The sequence below is a fragment of the Arenimonas sp. GDDSR-1 genome (assembly GCF_025980345.1).
Lineage (GTDB): Bacteria > Pseudomonadota > Gammaproteobacteria > Xanthomonadales > Xanthomonadaceae > Arenimonas.
This window is the reverse complement of the sequence record NZ_JAPDUI010000001.1, coordinates 16,772-33,753: the sequence shown is the minus strand read 5'-3', so window position 1 is coordinate 33,753 and position 16,982 is coordinate 16,772. Positions and strand designations below refer to the sequence as shown.

General features: G+C 61.0%; 15 protein-coding genes. 1 reads left to right on the top strand and 14 read right to left on the bottom strand.

All coding sequences use genetic code 11. From position 1 onward, the window contains the following. Positions 1–35: 35 nt before the first annotated feature. Positions 36–2,606: a DNA gyrase subunit A gene (gyrA, locus tag Q0W88_RS00165; protein WP_297798753.1), complete on the bottom strand. Its 2,571-nt coding sequence runs from the start codon at positions 2,604–2,606 to the stop codon at positions 36–38. Positions 2,607–2,734: 128 nt separating this feature from the next. Next, entirely contained in the window at positions 2,735–3,793 is a 1,059-nt protein-coding gene (gene mtnA, locus Q0W88_RS00160; RefSeq protein WP_297798858.1) for an S-methyl-5-thioribose-1-phosphate isomerase, read from the bottom strand. A gap of 91 nt (positions 3,794–3,884) precedes the next feature. On the opposite strand from mtnA, the gene Q0W88_RS00155 reads away from it, so the two are divergent. Continuing rightward, the gene (locus Q0W88_RS00155) at positions 3,885–4,445 is read left to right on the top strand and encodes a hypothetical protein (protein ID WP_297798752.1); all 561 of its coding nucleotides are present in this window, start codon (positions 3,885–3,887) and stop codon (positions 4,443–4,445) included. Here Q0W88_RS00155 and epmA read toward each other — a convergent pair. The 12 genes from epmA to rlmD all read right to left on the bottom strand — a co-directional run bounded on the left by epmA (position 4,432) and on the right by rlmD (position 16,936). After that, the gene (gene epmA / locus Q0W88_RS00150; RefSeq protein WP_297798751.1) at positions 4,432–5,403 is read right to left on the bottom strand and encodes an EF-P lysine aminoacylase EpmA; all 972 of its coding nucleotides are present in this window, start codon (positions 5,401–5,403) and stop codon (positions 4,432–4,434) included. The two genes, Q0W88_RS00155 and epmA, sit on opposite strands and share 14 nt — an antisense overlap. Further along, on the bottom strand, positions 5,396–7,474 hold the full coding sequence (gene ligA, locus Q0W88_RS00145) for an NAD-dependent DNA ligase LigA (protein ID WP_297798750.1): 2,079 nt from the start codon (positions 7,472–7,474) through the stop codon (positions 5,396–5,398). The genes epmA and ligA overlap by 8 nt, the downstream gene beginning before the upstream one ends. 1 nt (position 7,475) lies before the next feature. Beyond that, on the bottom strand, positions 7,476–8,216 hold the full coding sequence (gene zipA, locus Q0W88_RS00140) for a cell division protein ZipA (RefSeq protein WP_297798749.1): 741 nt from the start codon (positions 8,214–8,216) through the stop codon (positions 7,476–7,478). 11 nt (positions 8,217–8,227) lie between these two features. Then, a complete protein-coding gene (smc, locus tag Q0W88_RS00135) occupies positions 8,228–11,731 on the bottom strand; it encodes a chromosome segregation protein SMC (protein WP_297798748.1) in 3,504 nt (1,167 codons plus the stop codon). A 178-nt stretch (positions 11,732–11,909) separates the two neighbouring features. After that, complete coding sequence (locus Q0W88_RS00130) at positions 11,910–12,200, bottom strand: BolA family protein (RefSeq protein WP_297798747.1); 291 nt, start codon at positions 12,198–12,200, stop codon at positions 11,910–11,912. After that, complete coding sequence (locus Q0W88_RS00125) at positions 12,197–12,496, bottom strand: YciI family protein (RefSeq protein ID WP_297798746.1); 300 nt, start codon at positions 12,494–12,496, stop codon at positions 12,197–12,199. The genes Q0W88_RS00130 and Q0W88_RS00125 overlap by 4 nt, the downstream gene beginning before the upstream one ends. Before the next feature lie 30 nt (positions 12,497–12,526). Beyond that, a complete protein-coding gene (locus Q0W88_RS00120) occupies positions 12,527–12,730 on the bottom strand; it encodes a cold-shock protein (RefSeq protein ID WP_297798745.1) in 204 nt (67 codons plus the stop codon). Positions 12,731–12,824: 94 nt separating this feature from the next. Beyond that, entirely contained in the window at positions 12,825–13,577 is a 753-nt protein-coding gene (locus tag Q0W88_RS00115; protein WP_297798744.1) for an S-methyl-5'-thioinosine phosphorylase, read from the bottom strand. Beyond that, positions 13,574–14,116: a hypoxanthine-guanine phosphoribosyltransferase gene (locus Q0W88_RS00110; protein ID WP_297798743.1), complete on the bottom strand. Its 543-nt coding sequence runs from the start codon at positions 14,114–14,116 to the stop codon at positions 13,574–13,576. Before Q0W88_RS00110 ends, Q0W88_RS00115 begins: the two co-directional genes overlap by 4 nt. Then, on the bottom strand, positions 14,113–15,114 hold the full coding sequence (nagZ, locus tag Q0W88_RS00105; RefSeq protein WP_297798742.1) for a beta-N-acetylhexosaminidase: 1,002 nt from the start codon (positions 15,112–15,114) through the stop codon (positions 14,113–14,115). Before nagZ ends, Q0W88_RS00110 begins: the two co-directional genes overlap by 4 nt. Then, positions 15,108–15,614, bottom strand: coding sequence for a CYTH domain-containing protein (locus tag Q0W88_RS00100; protein WP_297798741.1), 507 nt, complete (start codon positions 15,612–15,614; stop codon positions 15,108–15,110). The genes nagZ and Q0W88_RS00100 overlap by 7 nt, the downstream gene beginning before the upstream one ends. Next, positions 15,614–16,936, bottom strand: coding sequence for a 23S rRNA (uracil(1939)-C(5))-methyltransferase RlmD (rlmD, locus tag Q0W88_RS00095; protein ID WP_297798740.1), 1,323 nt, complete (start codon positions 16,934–16,936; stop codon positions 15,614–15,616). The genes Q0W88_RS00100 and rlmD overlap by 1 nt, the downstream gene beginning before the upstream one ends. Between the last annotated feature and the right edge of the window lie 46 nt (positions 16,937–16,982).

The following is a 16,982-nucleotide window of genomic DNA, read 5'->3' as shown; positions in this document are numbered from 1 at the left end:
ATATACCGCCGTTTTTTCGTCCATCATGTTGCCGTTTAATCGGTGGATTCCGTTCCCGCCTCGGTCTCGGCATCGTCCTCGATGACATCCAGACTTTCGATGGCCATCAGTTTTTCATCCTCGGCCACCCGCATCAGGGTCACGCCCTGGGCGTTTCGGCCGACCTGGGAGACCTCGGAAGCGCGGGTCCTGACCATGGTGCCCTGATCGGAGATCAGGAGAATTTCCTGAAGTTCGGTGAGCTGGATGGCGCCGACCAGACGGCCGTTGCGGTCGGATGTCTGGATGGCAATCACGCCCTGGGTGCCCCGGCCTTTCTTCGGATAGGCGGAGACTTCGGTGCGTTTGCCGAAACCGTTTTCGCTGGCGGTCAGGATATCGCCATCGCCCTCGACCACGACCATGCTGACCACGAACGCGCCATCCTCCGGCAGACGCATGCCGCGCACGCCGGTGGCCGTACGTCCCATGGAGCGTACTTCGGATTCATCGAAGCGTACGGCTTTGCCGTGCGATCCGAACAGCATGATGTCCTTCTTGCCATCGGTCATCTGCACGTCGACAAGACCATCGCCTTCATCGAGATTGATGGCCCAGATGCCGTTGGCGCGCGGTCGTGAATATTCCGACAGCGGCGTTTTCTTGACCGTGCCGTTACGGGTCGCGAAGAATGCGTACTGGTCATCGGAGAACTCACGGACCGGCAGAACCGCCTGCACTTTTTCACCGGGCTGGAGCGGAATCCAATTGATAATCGGACGGCCGCGCGAGTTCGGGCCGGAATCCGGCAACTGATAGACCTTGAGCCAGAACACGCGCCCTTCGGAAGTGAAGGTCAGCAGCGTGTCATGGGTATTGACCACCCACAGCCGCTCGATGAAATCTTCGTCCTTCACCGAAGCCGCAGCACGTCCTTTGCCGCCGCGCTTCTGGGCGCGGTAGGTCGACGGCATCTGACGTTTGGCATAGCCGGCATGCGAAAGTGTGACCACCACATCCTCGGAGGCGATGAGATCGAGATCGGCCAGATCTTCCTCGCTGGCGCGGATTTCGGTCCTGCGATCGTCGCCGAAGTCTTCCTTGATTTTCAGCAATTCGCCGCGGATGACATTGAGCAGGCGCTCGGGCACCTCAAGGATCTCGATCAGATCGCGGATCTCGGCCAGCAGCTCCCTGTACTCTTCGGTCAGCTTGTCCTGTTCCAGTCCGGTCAGACGGTTCAGGCGCATTTCCAGGATTTCCTTGGCTTGCACTTCGGTCAGCTGATAGCCGTCTGCCAACAGGCCGAAAGCGTCATCAAGCTCTTCAGGGCGGGATGCGTGCGCACCGGCGGCATCCAGCAGGGACTTGACCAGACCAGGCTGCCAGCGCTTGGCCATCATCCGGTCTTTGGCTTCCTGCGGATTCTGCGAGGTTTTGATCAGCTCGATCATTTCATCGATATTGGCCAGGGCGACGGTCAGGCCTTCCAGGATATGGGCGCGGGCACGCGCCTTGCGCAGTTCGAAAATGGTCCGGCGGGTCACCACTTCGCGGCGGTGGCGCACGAAGGCCTCAAGGATCTGTTTGAGATTCAGCAGCTGCGGCCGTCCATCGACCAATGCCACCATATTGATGCCGAAGCTCTGCTGCAGCGGCGTTTCGTTGAACAGGTGGTTGAGTACGATTTCGGCCGACTGGTCGCGTTTGATCTCGATGTAGATGCGCATGCCGTCCTTGTCGGATTCATCGCGCAGCTCGGAGATGCCCTCCAGACGCTTTTCCTTCACCAGCTCTGCGATTTTTTCGATCAGGCGGGCTTTGTTGACCTGATAGGGAAGCTCGGTGACGATGATGGCTTCCCGGCCGTTATCCTGCATTTCGATTTCGGTTTTTGCGCGCATGACCACGCGGCCGCGGCCGGTATGGTAGGCGGCATGGATGCCCGCGGCGCCGTTGATGATGGCGGCGGTCGGGAAATCCGGACCGGGGATGTGCGAAATCAGTTCGCCGATGCCGATTTCCGGATCATCGATCAGCGCGATGGTGCCGTTGATGATTTCGCCGAGATTGTGCGGCGGGATCTTGGTCGCCATACCGACCGCGATGCCTTCGGATCCGTTGATCAGCAGGTTCGGCACCTTGGTCGGCATGACCGTCGGCTCGAGTTCCTTTTCATCGTAGTTGGGCTGGAAGTCGACGGTTTCCTTGTCGATGTCGGCCAACAATTCGTGAGTGATGCGCGCCATGCGCGCTTCGGTGTATCGCATGGCGGCGGCGGAGTCGCCATCGACGGAACCGAAGTTGCCCTGCCCGTCCACCAGCAGATAGCGCAGCGAGAACGGCTGCGCCATGCGGACCAAGGTGTCGTATACCGACTGATCGCCGTGAGGATGGTATTTACCGATGACGTCACCGACGATACGCGCCGATTTGTAATAGGGTTTATTCGAATGCGCACCGAGTTCGTGCATCGCATAAAGCACGCGGCGGTGAACCGGCTTCAGGCCGTCGCGCACATCCGGCAGGGCGCGGCCGACGATCACGCTCATTGCGTAATCGAGATAGCTGCGGCGCATTTCGTCTTCGAGGTTGACCGGGATAACTTCTTTGGCTAAATCTGACATTCAGGCACTCGGATTTCTAGGGGTTTTGATGCCGTTTCCGGCCCCTGCGGGAGCCGGAAAAACATACCTAGAATTGTAGCAGAAAGCGCCCGTCTTTTCGCGCTTTTTGGTACTTATAAAACAAGGATTTACAGGCTTGACAGCGGGCTGAAAAATGCCGTCATTTTGGCCGAATCCGGGGCCGTGATGACGCCCCGTTCGGTGACCAGAAAATCGATGCAGGCGGCCGGGGTGATGTCGAACACCGGATTATAGACCGCGGCGGCTTTTGCCCCGACCTCGATGCCCCCGATATGGGTCAATTCGGTACCCGGACGCTGCTCGATTTCAATGTCCGCGCCCTTGGCCGTGCCCATATCAACGGTCGTGCTGGGTGCCACAACCATGACTTTGACCCCGAGATTTCGGGCGGCCAGGGCATGGGCAAAGGTTCCGATTTTATTGGCCACATCGCCATTGGCGCAGATCCGGTCGGCACCGACGATGACGGCGTCGACCAGACCCTGCTGCATCAGGTAGGCGGAAGCCGAATCAACGATCAGTGTGGCCGGAATACCGTCCTGCAGCAGTTCCCAGATGGTCAGGCGTGAACCCTGCAGCCAAGGCCGGGTTTCGCTGGCATAGACCTTGGCGATCCGGCCGGCGGCAATCCCGGCGCGGATGACGCCCAACGCCGTTCCAAAACCGGCCGTAGCCAGCGAACCGGTGTTGCAGTGGGTCAGCACCCGGGCGCCCTCGGGCAGGCATTCGGCGCCGAGATGGCCCATGCGATGGTTGGCGGCCAGATCTTCCTGCTGGATGGCCTGTGCGGCGAGAAGCACCGCGTCCCGCCAGTCCGTACCCATGGCGGCAAGCGCGTTACGCATGCGTTGCACCGCCCAATGCAGATTGACGGCGGTCGGGCGCGCCAACGCCAGTGCATGAAGCTCCGCATCGATGCGCTGTAGTGCTTCCGCGCCGGTTGATGCCTGAACGGAATGCGCCGCCAGCACGACACCATAAGCCCCGGCAATGCCGATGGCCGGGGCGCCGCGTACGGCGAGCACATGAATGGCCTGGGCGACATCGGCGGACGTCCGGCAGGCCAGATGGATCTGGCGGTGCGGCAGTTCGCGCTGGTCCAGCACGGAAAGATGATCGCCCTGCCAGAGCAACGGCCGAACGCGGTCGACATGTTCGAAATTCATGGTATCTTCCTTTTCAACCGTCATTTTAGCAATAATGCCGCAGGTGCACATGGCCACATCGATGCTACGCCCCAGTGGCAGGATTGAAATCATGCTGCACACCGCATGTGTCCGTGCCGGAGCATATGCCATTGCCCAAGGCATCATCGTGCGCTTTCCGCTCGCCAAACCGTTTCTGGCCAAGTCCGTGTTGGATTCGCTGGCGAAAAACAGTCCGCTCCGGATCCAGAAACAGCTGATCAAGGATATCTACAAGCAGCACGGCCTGAAACCCGCCAACTGGGAAACCTCGGCCATCATCGCGGTGGCGGAAAGCAGCGCCGCCCAACTGGTTGATTTCGGACAGCTTGAACGCAAACTCAAGGCCAGTCTCGGTGCACGTGTTTCCGGCTGGCTGTTGAAGGCCGCGCCCTTGGCGCAATGGGCGCCGGAAATGGTGGCCGTACTTGCCCGCACCTGGGCCATCGGCCGCTACGCGGACAGCGTCGGCCGCATCCGCAAGTTGGGTTCGGACATGCTTCCTGCACCGCTGGCAAAAAACCTGAAATTACCGGCAAATGTGCTTTGGAACTGGACCGAAGAGGCCTTCGAGCTGGCATTGCCGGTACTTGGCCGCATTCACGCCGCCGGCAGCCGCATCAGGCGCGGCTGAAATCGAAGGCAATCACCTCGGACATGCCTGTTTTTCCGAGCAGGCAAAGCAAAAGACGATCGAGTCCCATGGCGATTCCGGCACAATCCGGCAGGCTTGCCAAGGACTGTAAAAGACGATCATCCAAAGCCGGAGTGTCGCTGCCGGCGGCCAGCCGACGCAACAGATCCTTCTCGAAACGGTCTCTTTGCTCATCGGCATCATTCAGCTCATGATAGCCGTTGGCCAGTTCGGTTGCGCCCAGATAAATTTCGAAACGTTCGGCGACCGGGACATCGTCCACGCGCAGTTTCGCAAGCGCGCATTGCGAGGCGGGGAAATCGCGGATGACGGTCAGTTGATCGTCGGCAAACGCGGGCTCGATGACATGCGTCAACAGCAGATCCAGCAGATCATCGCGGCCAAGGCCTTCCTGCGATATGCGGATGTACCGGGATACCGCCGCTGCAAGGTCGGATCCATCGGCCAGATGCGGATCCAGACCGACCGCTTCGCGGAACAGGTCGCGGTAGGTGATATCACGCACCCGCAGCGGCTTTCCGGCCGAAGCAAACAGCTCCTGCAGCAGGGTGACTGCCTCTTCGGCCAGTTGCAGATGATTCCAGCCGACACGGTACCACTCCAGCATGCTGAACTCGGGATTGTGCCGGCGCCCGAATTCACCGTCGCGGAACACCTTGCCGATCTCGTAGCAGTCGCCGATCCCACCGGCGAGCAGGCGCTTGAGCGGGAATTCCGGGGAGGTGCGCAGCCACCGCCGTCGGTTGCCGCCTGTTGACGGACCGCTGTATTCCAGATGGAAGGACGCGATATTGGGGTCGGTGTTGCCGGCCTGCGAAAGCACCGGAGTCTCGACCTCGAGTACGCCGCGTGCGTGGAAGAACTCGCGGATGTGCCGATAAACCGCAGCCCGGCGGCGCAGGTCGTCCGGCAATGCCGTGGCACGCCAGTCAGTCACTCGGCTTTCCGGCATGATCGTCGAGAAAGGCCAGTAGACGGGCTTCGTCCCAGATTTCAAGACCGAGTTCCTGCGCCTTGGCCAGTTTGCTGCCGGCCGCTTCGCCAGCCACAACGATGCCGGTCTTCTTGGACACGCTGCCGGAAATCTTGGCCCCCAGGGCTTCCAGCCTTGCACCGGCTTCATCACGTGACATTGCGGCCAGACCGCCGGTCAACACCACCGTTTTCCCCGCCAATGGTCCCTCGCTTGCTCGCTGGGGCGCACCTTCCGTCCAATGTACGCCATTGGCGCGAAGTGCGGCGATGACTTCCCGATTGTGCGCCTGCGCGAAGAAATGGGCGATACGGGCGGCAACCACCGGCCCGATGTCGGGAACCTCACGCAGCACGCTTTCGTCGGCGGCCATGATCGGATCAAGCGCGCCGAAATGGCGAGCCAGGGTTTTCGCGGTGCTTTCTCCGACGTCGCGGATGCCGAGCGCGAACAGAATCCGTTCGAGTAAGGTCTCACGGCTGGCGGCAATCGCTTCAATCAGGTTTTCGGCCCATTTGCTGGCGATCTTTCCGGTTTTCACCGCGTCCGGCGTGCTGCCATCGCGCTCATCGGCACGGCGCTTCATGGCCAGGAAATCATCCAAGCGCAAGGCGTACAAATCGGCAACGGTCTTAACATAGCCGAAGTCCACGAGGTCTTCGATGAGCCGCTCGCCAAGCCCCTCGATATCCATCGCCCGGCGCGAGGCAAAGTGGATCAGGGCCTGTTTGCGCTGCGCCGGACAATACAATCCGCCGGTACAGCGCGAAACGACCTCGCCCGGCTCGCGCTCGACGGCCGAGCCGCAGATCGGGCATTGAACCGGCATGGACCAGGGCGATGTGCCGGCCGGCCGGCGGTCCTCAATGACGCGTACGACTTCCGGTATGACATCGCCGGCACGGCGGACGATGACGCTATCGCCGATGCGGACATCCAGACGTGCGATCTGGTCGGCATTGTGCAAGGTGGCATTGGTGACCACCACCCCCGCAACCTGCACCGGAACCAGCCGGGCAACCGGCGTCACCGCGCCGGTGCGTCCGACCTGGACATCGATGGCTTCGATCACGGTCTGCTGCTCCTGGGCGGGATATTTGTGGGCAATCGCCCATCGCGGCGCCCGTGACACAAACCCCATGGCGCGCTGCTGGTCGAAACGGTCCAGCTTGTAGACCGAGCCGTCAATATCGTATGCCAGTTGCCCGCGTCTTTCTCCCAGCCGTCTGTAAAACGCCAGAATCCCGCCTGTGCCGCGGGCCGTTCCGGCCTCAGGACAGACCGGCAGTCCGAAGTCCCTGATCCATGACAGGGACTGTGAATGGGTCTGGATGGATGACGGCATGGCACTGACTTCTCCCAGCGCATACGCATAGAACGCCAGTGGGCGCATGGCGGTAATGCGCGGATCAAGCTGACGCAGAGAACCGGCAGCGCCGTTACGGGGATTGGCCAAGGTCTTTCCGCCTTCCCTCAGGGCGCGCGCGTTGTAGGCTTCGAAATCGGCTTTCGGCATATAGACCTCGCCGCGCACTTCCAGCACGCCAGGGGCTTCACCGCGCAGTTTCAGCGGGATGCATTTCACGGTGCGCAGGTTGGCGGTCACATCCTCGCCGGTGCTGCCGTCACCCCGGGTTGCGCCGCGGACGAACACGCCGTTCTCGTAACGCAGGCTGATTGCCAGGCCGTCCAGCTTGGGTTCCACGGAGAATTCAGGATCGGCATCGCCGGTTTCCTTGGTGATGCGGCTGACGAAATCACCGACTTCTTCCTCGGTGAATGCATTCGCCAGCGAAAGCATGGGTGTTGCGTGCACGACCTCCTCGAAGCCGGACGAAGGCCGGCTGCCGACGCGTTGCGTCGGCGAATTCGGATCGGCCAGACCTGGATGCCGTGATTCAAGCTCCTGTAGTTCGCGCAGCAGCAAATCCCATGCGGCATCCGGCATGGCCGGGTCGTCCAGCACGTAATAGCGGTAGTTGGCGTCTTCGATCTGCGTCTGCAGTTGCCGCATGCGCTGCCGGACGGAATCCATGTCAGCGTCCGGGCTTGATGATCTGGCGCTCTTTCTCGCGGTCGAATGCGCGCAGGTCTTCCTTGATGTGCAGGATGCGCTGCCGTCCGAGTGCATTGCGGTCGGAATCCAGCAGAACGGCATCAAGGAGTTGCGCCATGCGTTCGGCGATGGGAAGCATGCTGTCCCAGGCCTGTACGGCAGTGACCGGCCCCGGCAGGGTCATGAAGAAACTGACGCCGGGGGTTTGCAGGGTATCAATCTGATCCAGATCGAAATATCCGGGTTGAACCACATTGGCCATGCTGAAAATGGGCTCGTTGGCGTTCACGCCTTCGGCCAGACGGTGATAGATGTTGTTGTGTCCGTAAACCAGGCCGACTTTCTCGGTCGCAAGGACCAATTCCGCTCCGGAAATACTGTGGCCGCTTTTGGCCGCCAGATAGAGCATCACCAGCTTTTCGTAGGCATCGGTTCTGCGCACGCCGATGCGGCTAGTCGCCCGGAGCTTCGGCGTCTCGGGTTCGAAATGTAGTTTTGCCTGCTCCCGAAAATCGGCTTCATCCTGCGGACGGGGCAAGGCATCGGCGTATTCCCGCTCCGCATCGGAATCGGCGCGCACTTCCGGATCGATGCGAACAGCCGGCGATGACGGATTTCTTGAACGACGTTTGCCGCTCAACAGGATGTACAGGATGATGCACAGAAAAGCGGCACCGATGACAATGCGGATGACGGCGGCATCGCTCAGATTCGACAGCATTCTCTACCTCCTCAGGCAACTCCGGCCAGACGTGTCGCTTCGGCCAGGTCGACCGATACCATACGGCTGACGCCGGGCTCGCGCATGGTCACGCCGGACAGCTGCTTGGCGGACTCCATGGTGGCTTTGTTGTGGGTCACGAACAGAAACTGCACCGACTCGCTCATTTCGGTCACCATCGCGCTGAAGCGACCGACGTTGGCCTCGTCGAGCGGCGCATCGACTTCATCGAGCAGACAGAACGGCGACGGATTGAGCTTGAAGATGGCGAACACCAGCGAAACCGCAGTCAGTGCCTTTTCACCGCCGGACAGCAGCGTGATGTTGGACACCCGCTTTCCGGGCGGGCGCGCCATGATCGACACTCCGGTGTCGAGCAGATCTTCGCCGGTCAGCTCCAGATAGGCATGGCCGCCGCCGAACAGGCGCGGGAAAAGGTCCTGGACGCCGGAATTGACGCGGTCGAAGGTTTCCTTGAAGCGCCCGCGGGTTTCACGGTCGATTTTGCGGATGGCTTCTTCCAGCGTTTCCAAAGCCTGGGTGAGGTCGGCGTTCTGCGCATCGAGATAGTTTTTGCGTTCGCTCTGTTCGCCGAATTCCTGGATGGCGGCAAGATTGACCGGCTCGAGCCTGCGCATCTTGTTGTCGATGTCGAGCAGGCTCTTGGCCCACTGATCGGAATCGAACTGGTCAGACAGTCCTTCCAGCACGGTCTCGACCGTAGTCCCGATCTGTTCGATGGCTGCCTGCAGCTGCTCGGCGCGCAGCAGAACGGCCTGTTCCAGCAACTTGACCGAGTTGATCTTTTCACGCTGGACAAGCGCCTGGCTGTCACTGCTCTGGCGCTGCTGCTCGTAGCGGCGCAGCTCCTGCTCGATGCCATCGAGCGCGGAACGCGCGGCCGACAGATCGCGGTCGAAAATGACGCGCTGCTCGAGCACACGCTGGCGCTCGGCATTCAACTGCTCGATCGGGCTGTCGCCGTGCTTGAGCTGTTCTGCAATTTCATGCGTGCGCGAAATGAGCTGAGTGCGCTGCTGATTCAGCCGTTCGATGGACTGGTTCAGACCGCCGATTGCGGTTTTATGGGACTGAACGGTCAGTGCCAGCTGATGCAGGGTATCGGCATGCTCGCGCTGCTGGGTCCTTGCATCATCCCTGAGCTGGGCCAGTTCACGGCGCTGGCTGTCGAGCTGGCTGCGGCGGTCTTCCAGCGCGGCCATGGCATCGGTCGCCTGCTGTAGACGTTGCCGTGCTTCGCGGACCTGTTGCTGGGCCTCCTCCAGCGTCGCCGCCGACTGCTGCAGTTCGGCATCGATGGCGGCGATCCGGCTCTGCGCCGATTGCAGTTTGCCCTGCGCGCCCTGGATCTGACCGGAGAGTTCGGAAACGCTGCGATGCGCCAGATACAGGCTGCGCTGCGCCTCTTCGCGGGCATGTTCGGCAAGAAGCAGTTTGTCTTTGATTTCGGCGAGCGCTGCGACGAGACGTTTTTCGGTTTCCGCCAACTGCTGGATTTCGGCGCGAAGATGTTTGATTTCGGATTCGCGCTGCAACGCGCCCTGCTGGGCATGACCCGAACGGAGGATGCGCACGAAGCCTTTGGACAGCCATTCTCCGGAAGGCGTGATGACCGATTCATGCTCGGCCAGACGCGGCAGCAGGGCCTTGGCGGCGGAAAGATCGGCGGCGGTATGCACGCGGCTGAGATGCACGCGGATGGCATCGGGACCTTTGATGCATGCAGCCAGACTGCCCGCCGGGAAATCCCGGCTGCTGATCTGCTGGTCGATCAAGGCCAGATGACCTTGATTGACCGAACCCAGGTTGTCCAGATAACGGCCGGCATCATCAACGGCCACGGATTCCAGCAAGGAGGCCAAAACAGACTCCACCGCGAATTCCCAGCCGGGCTGGACATCGAGCATTTCCCCGAGACGGCTGTTGTGCAGCAGACCCTGATCATCGAGCCAGGCTTTGGATTGCTTGTCTTCCTGACCCAATGCCGCATGCTGCAATGCTTCCAGCGAGGCCAGACGGCCGCGCGCGGTTTCGAATTGCTTGCGCACATCGGACAGCTCGGCCTGCCGCAGACGCTGCGATTCGGTCAGTTCCTGCTGTTCCAGCTTGCGGGTTTCGAGCTCCTGTCCCATCGCGTCCAGATTTGCCTGCAGACTGCCGTGCTCGTCGGTCATGCCCTGCAACCCGGCACTGATCGCTTCCGGGTTCAGCGTAGCGCGTTCGGTCTGAAGGACCTCGGAACGACGGCCCAGCTCGAGATTCTGTTTCTCCAGATACTCGATTTTGGTCCGTTCGACTTCGGCCCACCGGTTGGCTTCGGCCTGCTCTTTCAGACAGGCATCCCACTTCTGCTGCCAATCCATCAGATTCTGTTCGGCAGCCCGCAATGCCGCCTGTTTGTCCGCCTGTTCATCCTGAAGCGCGGCCAGCTTCGGCGCATGCTCGGCGATGTCGGTTTCGATCGCCGCCGCCTTGGCCTGATCGTCCTGCAGATGCTGCTCGATCTGCGCGAAGGCCTGATCGGCTTCGGTCCGTGCCTGTTCAAGGCGCTGCTTGAGTTCGCGCTGATGCTGGATCTGCTGCTCGATGCGCGCCAGTTCGCCGCTGACCCGGTAGCCTTCGGCCTGGACTTTGGCAAGCGCATCCGAAGCATCGACCTGCTGGCTGCGGCATTGTTCGATCTGCGCTTCGGCATGGCGCTGCTCGGACAGCAGCTTCTGCAGCTGGATTTCACCGTCGCGCAATGCTTCTTGATGCTTGGATAGTTCTTTGCCGAGTTGACGGTAATCCATGGCCTTGAGCTGGGCGTCTTTTTCGGCGCGCTCGATCTGGAGCTGCTGGTACTGCTCGGCGGCCCTGGCCTGCTTCTTGAGGTGTTCAAGCTGCTTGTCGATTTCCTCGCGCAGATCGTTGAGGCGGTCGAGATTCTCACGCGTGCTTTTGATCCGCGATTCGGTTTCCTTGCGGCGTTCCTTGTATTTGGAGATGCCTGCGGCCTCTTCCAGATACACCCGCAGTTCTTCCGGCTTGGCTTCAATGATCTGGCCGATCATGCCCTGTTCGATGATGGAATAGCTGCGCGGCCCCAAACCGGTGCCGAGGAAAAGGTCGGTGATGTCGCGGCGGCGGCAGCGCGAACCGTTGAGATAATAATTGGATTGACCGTCGCGGCTGACCGAGCGCTTGACCGATATCTCGGTAAAGCGGGCGAATTCTCCGCCGATCTTGCCCTCGCTGTTGTCGAAGATCAACTCGACCGTGGCCTGGCTGACCGGCTTGCGGGTCGAAGAACCGGAAAAAATCACATCGGTCAGCGCATCACCGCGAAGCCGTGAGGCCGAACTTTCGCCCATGACCCAGCGGATGGCATCGATGATGTTGGACTTGCCACAACCGTTGGGGCCGACGATGCCGGTCATGTTGGTCGGCAAATGGAACACCGTAGGGTCGACGAAGGATTTGAAGCCGGACAATTTGATGGTGGAAAGGCGCATGTATTCTTCTGATTTATCGGGGCGGTTGCCGGCGCATCTTTAAGCGCGCGACTGACAGGGATCCATTCCTCGAATTTATTTATAAGCAATTGATTTAACTGTACTTATATACAATCTCGGAGCATGACCAACAGTATAGCGCGTGTCACCCTGATGGGCGATAGGTAAAGGCGATTTTTTACGGCTTTTCTGCCTGCAACGCAGCTTCCGCGGGAGTACGGGCCTGGATGGCCACGGCATGGATGTCCGTCTCCATTAGGGGTCCGAGCATGTCGTAAACCAGGCGGTGCCGTTTAAGCGGCAAGAGACCCTCAAACCGGGCGGAAACGATGCGTACGGAAAAATGGCCGCGGCCGTCGCGGGCACCGGCGTGACCGGCGTGCTTGTGGCTGTCGTCGCGGATGTCCAAGCTCGAGGGATCCAGTGCATCCAAAGCCGACCGGATGCGGGAAACACGGTCTTCGCTCACGGCAGGACCGGCTTGAAGGGGAAAATATCGGCGCTGGCATAGACGCCGGCAGTGAAATACGGATCTGCCGAAACCCAGGTTCGGGCATCATCCAAGCTGGCGAATTCAACGACAAGTGCGCTGCCTGTGAATCCGGCATCGCCGGGATCGACGGCATCAATCGCCGGCAGCGGGCCGGCAATCTTCAATCGACCCTGACCATTCAGGTCATGCAGGCGTGCGAGATGATCGGCCCGGGAGGCCAGTCGTTGCGCCAAAGTACCCGGATGATCTTTGGCAATGACGAGATACCACATGGAAAGATTGGCGGCTTGCGCCGCCAATAATCAGGCGCCGACGACGTTGGCTGCCTGCTTTCCTTTCGGGCCCTGCACCACGTCGAACGTGACGCGCTGACCTTCTTTCAAGGAACGGAAGCCTTCGGAGCTGATCGCCGAGAAATGCACGAAGATGTCTTCGCTGCCGTCCTCGGGCGCAATGAAACCGAAACCCTTTGCATCATTGAACCACTTCACCGTACCGACACTCATACTGTCACACCTTAAAAATGGATTGAACATTCACCAACATGAACAGTTGGTAAATCAAAGTATGCACAAAACGTTTTGAATTGCCAAGTATTTTTTAGGAGGCCAGCAACTGTTCGAGAATCGGCAGCAGGTGCCCGCTGACCGACTCGACATTGGCCAAAACCTCTTCGAGGGTGATTTCGGCATTGGCCGGGTCACAACCGGCGGCCCAGTTGGCCACGACACACAGACTGGCGTAGGACAGGCCAAACTCCCGTGCAAGCCCCGCCTCCGGCATGCCGGTCATGCCGACCAGATCGCACCCGTCCCGGCCCAGGCGTGCGATTTCAGCTTTGGATTCCAGCCGCGGCCCCTGCGTGGCACCATAACAGCCGCCGGCCACCACATCGACTCCAGCCGCTTTACAGGCTGCCAGCAACTCCAGGCGCAGACTTTCCGTGTAGGGATCGCCGAAATCGACATGCAACACGGGACTGCCGGGCTCCTCGCACAAGGTGCTGATCCGGCCCCAGGTGTAATCGATGATCTGGTCAGGAACCGCCAATACCCGCGGACCATAGGCGGCGCCGATGCCGCCGACGGTATTGATGGCCAGAACGCGTCGCACACCCAGATCGTGCAAGGCCTGAAGATTGGCCCGGTAATTGATCTGGTGCGGCGGCAAGGCATGCCCTTCCCCGTGTCTGGCGAGGAAAGCGACCTGCGCGGATCCGATGCGCGCTGTCCGGATCGGACCGGACGGCGCGCCGAAGCGGGTCTGCAGCGTATGCGAGTGCTGCCACTGCACGCCGGGCAAGCGATAGACGCCGGTGCCGCCGATGACCGCCAGAGCGATGTCTTCGTTCATATCAGTGCGTAGATGCCGGGCAGATTGCGCCCGTGCTCATTGATGTCCATGCCGTATCCGAACACATAACGGTCCGGCACGGAGAACCCGGAATAATCGGCCTCAAGGCCGGGGACGCAACGGTCATGCTGTTTGATGGCCATCACGGCGATTTTGACCCGGGCCGCGCCCTGGTCCTCGCACCAGTCGCGCACGGCTTTCAGGGTGTGTCCTTCATCGAGGATGTCATCCACCAACAGAACCGTACGGCCTTCCAGTACCGCCGCCGGCCGGTGCAGCCAGGCCAGACCGGAGCCCGTGGTTTCGCCGCGATAGCGCGTGGCATGCAGGTAATCGAACTCCGCATCCATGTTCAATGACAAGCCGAGCCGGGCCGCAAAAAAAAGCCCGCCATGCATCAATGTCAGGAAAACCGGAAACTGTCCGTGCAGATCCTTGCGGATCTGCCCGGCCATGCGGTCGATGGCCTGTTCGATTTCCGTGCGGTCCTGCAGGCGTTCGGATCGGGCCAGAACCTCTTCGATATCGTGTCGCATCATGCCTGCTCCAGCTGGTTCATGGTCCGCAAGGCGGACCGATAACGGTCATTGCCGGCCAGTGTATCCCACGTCATGGGCCGTGCGGCAAACAGAGGCTGCAGACGCGAAAGCGGGTAATCGCGTACGGGCATGGCGGCGACGGCCTCCCCGACACAGGCCGGAGGACAGGCCAATACCGCATCACAGCCGGCGGCCAGATGCTGTCCGATCCGTGTCGCGACACCGCCGGCGCTTTCGGCCGCGGCCATGCCGATGTCATCGCTGAACACGACGCCGTTGAAGCCCAATTCCGATTTCAGCACGGTACCGATCCAGTGCGGCGAATAGCCGGCCGGATCCGGGGCAACCTGCGGATAAACGACATGCGCCATCATCACCGCATCGGCACCGGCACGCATGCCGGCTGTGAATGGCGGCAGATCGATCTCTGCTATTTCTGCGTACGGCCGTGAATCCACGGCCTGATTGAAATGGGTATCCTCCAGCACCGAACCGTGGCCGGGGAAATGTTTCAGGGTCGCAGCCATGCCGGCATCGTGCATGCCCGCCACATAGCTTTCGATGAACATCGCCACCGTGGCGGGATCGGCCGCGAAGGCACGGTTGCCGATGGCGAGGTTGCCGCGGCCCAGATCGGCCACCGGGGCGAAGCTCAGATCCAGTCCGCTGGCGATGATTTCAGAGGCCATGAGAAAGGCGTGCTCTCGGGCCAGCGCCAGCGCCGATGCGGTATCGGCGCGGGCCAATTCCCCGAACCGCTCGAGACTGGGCAACTTGGCGAAACCCTCGCGGAAACGCTGCACGCGTCCGCCCTCCTGATCGACGCAGATGAGCTGCGGCCGGGGCGAGCCGGCACGGATTTCGGCACACAGATCGGACAACTGCGCTTTCGAAGCGAAATTGCGCGAAAACAGGATAACCCCGGCAACGGCGGGGTGCTGCAGGAATTCACGCTCGGCAACGGTCAGTGCGTGCGCTTCGATTCCGATGATCAACATGATTTTTCCTCAGCCGTCCAGTGGCGATAGGGTCTGGCGGCCAGCGCCATATTGTAATAACGAAGGCTGTCGGTGACTTCCGGGCCCAGCCAGTCCGGCCTGGCGAAAGGCTCATTGACATCCCCGAGCTCGATCTCGGCAACGACCAGACCGGCATTATCCCCCGCGAATTCATCGATTTCCCAGAGATGGCCGCCGATCTGCACCAGATGCCGCACTTTCTCGATACGGCCCTCGCAGGCGAGCAGCATCAGGCTTTCGGCATCGGCCAGCGGAATCGGATACTCGAACTCTTGCCGGCTCGCGCCGGTTTCCCGGGATTTGATATTGAGATTGGCGGACTCTCCGGTGATGCGGACCCGGACCGAACAGTGCTCGCGTCCGGCCGCGAGGGCTTCGCTGTGGTTCAGATAGGCCTGCGCGATGCGCAGGCGGTGATGCGCCTGCGCACGCCAGGCCTCGCCGGTGACCCGGAACTTGCGCTCGATCTCGATGCCCATCAGCCGGCCTCGAACACGGCGATGGACTCGACATGGGCGGTCTGCGGAAACATGTCCATGGCGCCGGCCTGCAGAAGACGGTAGCCGCGCTCCTGTACCAGATAGGCGGCATCACGCGCCAACGAGGCCGGATGACAGGACACATAGACGATGCGGCGGATGCCTTCGAGATTCATCTGCTTCAGGACCTCGATGGCTCCGGCACGCGGCGGATCGAGCAGCAGCTTGGTGAAGCGCTGGGTTTTCCAGAGCTGGGCGGAGATGTCCTGGGTCAGATCGGCGGCGAAGAACTCGGCGTTGGCGATGCCGTTCCGGCGGGCATTGTCCCGCGCACGCTCGACCAGACCGTGATCGCCTTCGACACCGACCACCTCGCCCGCCGACTTGGCCAGCGGCAGGGTGAAATTTCCAAGGCCGCAGAACAGATCGAGCACGACATCATCGGCGCCAGGCTCAAGCAGCGCGATGGCACGTGCGATCATGGCGGCATTGAGCGGAGCGTTGACCTGGATGAAATCCAGCGGCCTGAATTCGAAGCGGATGCCGTATTCGGGCAGATCGAAGCCCAAGGCGGGATAATCATCGCGCAGCGGATGCACCGTATGCACGCCACCGGGCTGCAGAAAGATCTGAACGTCATGCGCAGCGCCGAAACCGGCAAGCTGTTGTAAATCGCCGGCACAGAGCGCAATCAGATTGCGGAATACGAGGGCCACCGGTCCGTCGCCCTGGATGAATTCGATCTGAGCGATTTCACGCTTGGCCTGCATGCCATCGATCAGTTCGGTCAGGGGCACGATCAGGGCGGATACGGCTGGCACCACGGTCCGGCATTCGCGCAGCTGGGCCACGAAACGCGGATCGGTCTCCCGGAATCCGACCAGCACGCCGCCCTTCTTTTCGACATAACGTACCGAAAACCGGCCCTTGCGGCGGTAAGCCCAGGCATCGGCAACCAGAGCCGGCAGCAGCGCATCAGGCACGACATGGCCGATGCGCTGAAGATTGTCGGCCAACGTCCGTTGTTTGGCTTCGATCTGGCGGTCACTGGCCAGATGCTGGAGGACACAGCCCGAGCAGACGCCATAGTGCGGACAGGGGGGCTCGACGCGGTCCGGCGAGGCGCTGAGCACTTCCAGTGTTCTGGCCTCGTCGAAATGACGGTTGCGGCCGGTCTGCTGGACCCGAACGCGTTCGCCGACCAGAGCACCCGCGACGAATACGGTCTTGCCATCGAGACGGCCGACACCCCGCCCGTCATGGCTGAGATTGTCGATCTCGATTTCGTATTCGCGTTTTGCTTTCGGTCCGCTTCGTGCCACAATGAAATTCCGTGATAAAGCCGTATTTTCGCAGATATCCATGCGC